This window comes from Chrysiogenia bacterium (assembly GCA_020434085.1).
Classification (GTDB): Bacteria; JAGRBM01; JAGRBM01; order JAGRBM01; family JAGRBM01; genus JAGRBM01.
Window position 1 is genome coordinate 1 of record JAGRBM010000380.1, and the last position, 4880, is coordinate 4880.

Consider the following 4880-nt stretch of genomic DNA (forward strand, 5'->3'; position numbering starts at 1 on the left):
CGAGCCGATCGAGGTTGGGCGTGGCGCCGAGCGTCGAGCCGTAGGCCCCGAGCGTGTCGGCACGTTGCTGGTCGGTGGTGATGAGCAGGACGTTCATGGCGCATGCCTTTCGTCCCGGCATGATATGACAGTTGCAGGCAGGCTGCAATTTTTAGATACCAGCCGCGTTGATGCTGACTTTCTCTGCGCGGGCGGCGCGCCATTCGCGCTCAAGCACACCGCGCTCTTTCTCGTCCTGGGCGTCCTGCCAGGGAAGCGGCCCCTCGCCCCTCTCTTCAAAGACGCGCGCGTCGATCTCGCTCTTCAACTGCTTGACCGCCCGGCGCAGACTCTCGCCCTCCCAGAGCAGGTCGTGGAGTTTGATGAGCAGCGGCGCGTCTTCCTCGCGAAGGCGCGAGAGAAAGGTTTCAAGATAGGCGTTGCGCACCGGCTCGATGCGCAGCGTGGTGTTGGGATCGCGGCGCAGCGCCGATTCAAGGTGTTTGAAACGCTTTTCGAGGACTTTGGGATCGCAGAACGGCGCGCGCTCAAGCGGCGTGCCGGGCTTGGGTACAAAGGGCCCGGTCGAGAGGATGATACTGCCGGGCCGCGCGCCCCTGGCACGTGCGGTCTCCACCATCACCTCGCGGCAGCGCCGCGTGAGCGAGACGAGCGCGTCCATGTCGGCGTCGGTCTCGCTGGGAAGGCCGATCATCGAGTAGAGCTTCACGTTGTAGAGGCCCGCATCCACGGCGACGCGCACCGAGTGGAGGACTTCCTCGTCCGAGTAGTTCTTCTTGATCACCGCGCGAAGGCGTTCCGAGCCGGTCTCGGGCGCAACGGTGATGGTGCGCTGCCCGCACTTGGCGAGCAGTTCCAGAAGCTCGGGATCGATCTTCTTGAGCCGCAGGCTTGAGAGCGAGAAACGCGCGCCGCGTTCTTCAACGATGTAACGCGCCAGCGGCACGATCCAGCGATACTCGGTGAGCGCCCCGCCGATGAGCCCGAAGGACGGAGGTTCCTCCCCGCCGAACGCGGTGATGCCTTCATCGACCACGCGCTGCATGGTCTCCAGGCTGTGACGGCGCGAGCTGCCGTAGGCATAGCCGGCCGCGCAGAAGCGGCAACTGAACGGGCAGCCGCGCTCGAGTTCCACCAGCACGCGGTTTGGGAATTCCGAGTGAGGCGTGAGAATCTCGCTCCAGGCGGGATTCCCTTCAAAATCTTCGTAGCGCTGGGCCGCCGCGCAGCGCTCATCCCCGCGGCCGGGCACCAGCCACCCGCGCTCGGGTTTGAGGCCCGCCAGGAATTCGGCCCTGGAGATCTCTCCCATGGCAAGCGCGTGCGAGGCCTCGGCAAATTCTTCCGTGACCGTTTCGAACTCGCCCATGAAGAGCGCATCGAAGAAACGGGTAAGCCCATAGGGGTTGAGCGTCGGGCCGATCCCACCGGCGATGAGCACCGGGTCGGCATCGGTGCGCTGCTCGCGCTCGCGCGCAAGTCCCATAAGGCGGATCATCGTCAGCACGTTGAGGTAATCGGATTCAAAACTCACGCCGAAGGCGACGAGACTGCCGTGGGCGGCGGGCCACTCGGCCTCCAGGGTGAGCAGCTCGCCCCGGCCGGCGCGAAGCTCGGCAAGGTCGGCTTCCTCGGGAAGGAAGACCCGGTCGCAGTGGACACGCGGGTGACGGGCGAGCTGGGACCAGACGGCCTGGTAGCCAAGGTTGCTCATCCCCACCGAGTAGCGATTGGGATAGCACAGCGCCACGCGGGCGCGCCCTTCCGGAGAGCCCGGCAGGGACGCGTCACGCTTGCGCTCGGCGGCGCGAAACGCGGCATATGTCTGACGAAGCGACATGGCGCGGGAGTATAGACCTCTCAGAGCGAAGAAATCGCGTTGCTGCCCCGGCTCCGGCACATCGGAGGAATGTTCCTCGACGCCCTGCTCGTCCGAGTCGTGCACGAGCACGTGCACGTGCACGCTGCGAAGATGGGGACAGCGACAAATTCAGGGCAGCTTCAAATACATCCAACCCACTGTAATTACTCAGCTTTTCCAGAAGGGACATCCCCCTCTTCCCTCCCCCTCAAACGTGGTTAACTTCTTCTCACCATGTGGAACGCGCGCACCCCTGTGGTCGAACAACATCGCATTCATCTCGAGAACTCCCAGCGGGGCCTCTCGGGTCTGACCATTGCCCACCTGACGGACCTGCACGCGGGCCCGAGCATGCGCACCGAGCACATCCGCGAGATCGTGGAGCAGGTCAACGACCTCCATCCCGACATCATCGCCATCACCGGCGACATCATGAACTGGCAGCGCGAATTCCTCCCCCATGTGGTGGGACCCTTCAGCGAGTTCAAGGCGCGGCTCGGCACCTTCGCCATTCTCGGCAATCACGACTTCTATTTCGGTCCCAAGCGGCTCATCAAGGCGCTGCATGAGGAAACCCCCGTGCAGTTCGTCGGCAAGCAGCGGCGGACCTTCGATGAACTCGACGGCTTTACGCTGACCGGCGTGAACGACCCCATGGTCGCCATGACCGATGAGCACGACTACCCCGAGCTCGACGCACTGGCCACGGGCAACGAGCCACACCACTTCCACCTGCTGCTCACCCATCGGCCCGACGTCTTCGACGCCGCGACTCGCACGGGCTATGACCTCGTGCTCACCGGCCACACCCACGGCGGCCAGCTCAACTTCCGCAGCCGCCGCGGCCGGGCCTACAACATCGCCAAGTTCGCCACCCCCTATGATGAGGGCCTCTTCCGCAAGGGCCGCACCCGCCTCTACGTCTCGCGGGGCCTTGGATACACCGGCGTCCCCGTGCGCTACGACTGCGCGCCGGAAATCGGGTTCTTTACCTTGTGCTGAAATTTTGAAGTTTTTTATTTTCGCCCGCGTTTTGAGCGCGAATCTGTTTCGATTTCGCACATTGAACGAGCTGTGATCGTCGGCGTACTCGCGAACTTTTGAATCGAACAAGGGCGCGGGCGCCGCCGCGCGCACCGGTGCCCCGGCAGGCTGCGCGCGGCGCCCTGCAACTACCAAATCAGTTGTGAAAGCCGTTCCGCTCAAGGCCCGTTCCGCCCGCGCGCCTGGATTTCCGGCGCATTTGCGCCGCCCGCGCACTGGGCCGGCGGGCCCCAGGGCCGCTCCGGCGATTTTGCCGGCACACCGGCGTCGGCGCGCACCTCCTCAAGGGTTTCCTGATCTTCCTCGCTGAGCTGCTTGAGATATCCCACCTTGCGCGCGTCGGGATCGGTCCAGCACAGCAGCGTGACGGCGGCGCGAAGCCGCACTGCATCCTCGCGGGCAAACAGCACGCCGCAGATGAGCTCGGCCCAGCCATGGTCCATCTGCCAGTCGTATTCGTCGCGCCCCTCGCCATCGTATTTTCGCAGCATGTCGGCGACGATCTCGCCCTGACGGACGAAGTGCAGATGGGCCGCCTCGCGGGAGATGCGTCGCAGATCGGCGCACATCTTCCGCGCGGCCTCGAATTGCGCCTGCGTCGCCGGGCTCTTGGAGGGGGTTCCCGCATCCTGATGGGCGCGCATCGCCCGGGCCGCGCGCATGCGCAGGCGCCGGTCGCTCGCAATCCGCGAGAGCACCAGCACCTCGCCCACGGCCAGCGCCCGCAGCGCCGCCATGCGTGCTCGCTCAAAGAGCGGCCCGCGCGTGCGCATCCAGTATTTCAGATAATACGCGTGCAGCTTTCCGCTGCCGGCCTTGGAATTCGACTCACCCATGGCCTCACCTCCTGCGTTCGAGGATACGCCGCCGGTGTGTCATCGGGCGTCACAGTCGCGGGCAGTGCGCCGCGAAGCTCGCGTCCGGTCCGCCACCCGCCGATCAGCAGCAAAGCCAAAACGGGCCCCTTTCGGGGCCCGTTTTTCGTTGATGAATGTGCCGGTTGCTACGAATCGGTGCGACGCCTGAGGAAAGTCGGAATGTCGAACTCGCTCTCGGCCGCCATTCCGCCGCCAAGGGCACTGCGCATGAGGCCCTTCTTGCCGCCGGCGGCCTGTTCGTCCCATTCGCGGCGCAGCACGGTGGGAATGTCCAGCTCCTGCTGGCGCATGTCGCCGGCGCGGCGCGGCTGACTCTGATGGGTCGGGTTGGAGTTGAAGGTAAATGTCGAGACCGACTCCCCCGCGCAGCTCAGCGATTCGCTGGTGAGCGTGGGGTCGGTCATCTCCGTGCCGCGAAGGCCCGCGGCCGGGGTGGCCACGGTCAGGCGCTCGGGGCGCTTGGGCATCTCTTCGACGATCTCCAGCTCGGCGTGATCGAAGCCGGTGGCGATCACCGTCACGCGGATCTCATCGCCCATGCTCTCGTCGATGACCGAGCCGAAGATGATGTTGGCATCGGGGTGCGAGGCCTCCTGGATCATCATGGCAGCCTCTTCGACTTCGGAGAGCTTGAGCGAGCTCGAACCGGTCACGTTGATGAGCACGCCGCGGGCGCCCTCGATCGTGGCGTCCTCGAGCAGCGGGGAGTTGATCGCCTTGCGGGCGGCGTCCCAGGCGCGGCGCTCACCGCTGGCAACGCCCGTTCCCATGAGCGCGCGGCCCATGTCGGCCATGATCGTGCGCACGTCGGCAAAGTCGACGTTGATCAGGCCGTTCACGGTGATGATGTCGGAGATGCTTTTTACCGCCTGGTAGAGGACTTCGTCGGCCTTGGCAAAAGCCTCGGTCATCTGCATGTCCTTGCCGGCGATTTCCTGCAGCTTGCGATTGGGAATGGTGATGAGCGCGTCGACGTGGTCGCGCAGTTTCTCGATTCCCTGGTTGGCGAACTTGTTGCGGCGAAGCCCCTCGAAGAAGAAGGGCTTGGTCACGACGCCCACGGTCAGGCAGCCCATTTCCTTGGCCACGCGGGCCAC

General features: G+C 65.0%; 4 protein-coding genes. 1 reads left to right on the plus strand and 3 read right to left on the minus strand.

Annotated features, from left to right (window positions below; translation table 11 throughout):
- Positions 1–151 precede the first annotated feature (151 nt).
- Positions 152–1957, minus strand: coding sequence for a radical SAM protein (locus KDH09_13125; GenBank protein MCB0220636.1), 1806 nt, complete (start codon positions 1955–1957; stop codon positions 152–154).
- A gap of 159 nt (positions 1958–2116) precedes the next feature.
- On the opposite strand from KDH09_13125, the gene KDH09_13130 reads away from it, so the two are divergent.
- Entirely contained in the window at positions 2117–2863 is a 747-nt protein-coding gene (locus tag KDH09_13130) for a metallophosphoesterase (protein ID MCB0220637.1), read from the plus strand.
- A 200-nt stretch (positions 2864–3063) separates the two neighbouring features.
- Here the strand turns inward: KDH09_13130 and KDH09_13135 are convergent, their stop codons facing one another.
- Together KDH09_13135 and KDH09_13140 are read right to left on the minus strand one after the other, a co-directional pair.
- Positions 3064–3741, minus strand: coding sequence for a hypothetical protein (locus KDH09_13135; protein ID MCB0220638.1), 678 nt, complete (start codon positions 3739–3741; stop codon positions 3064–3066).
- A gap of 167 nt (positions 3742–3908) precedes the next feature.
- A partial coding sequence (locus KDH09_13140; protein MCB0220639.1) for a cell division protein FtsZ occupies positions 3909–4880 on the minus strand: 972 nt, incomplete at its 5' end.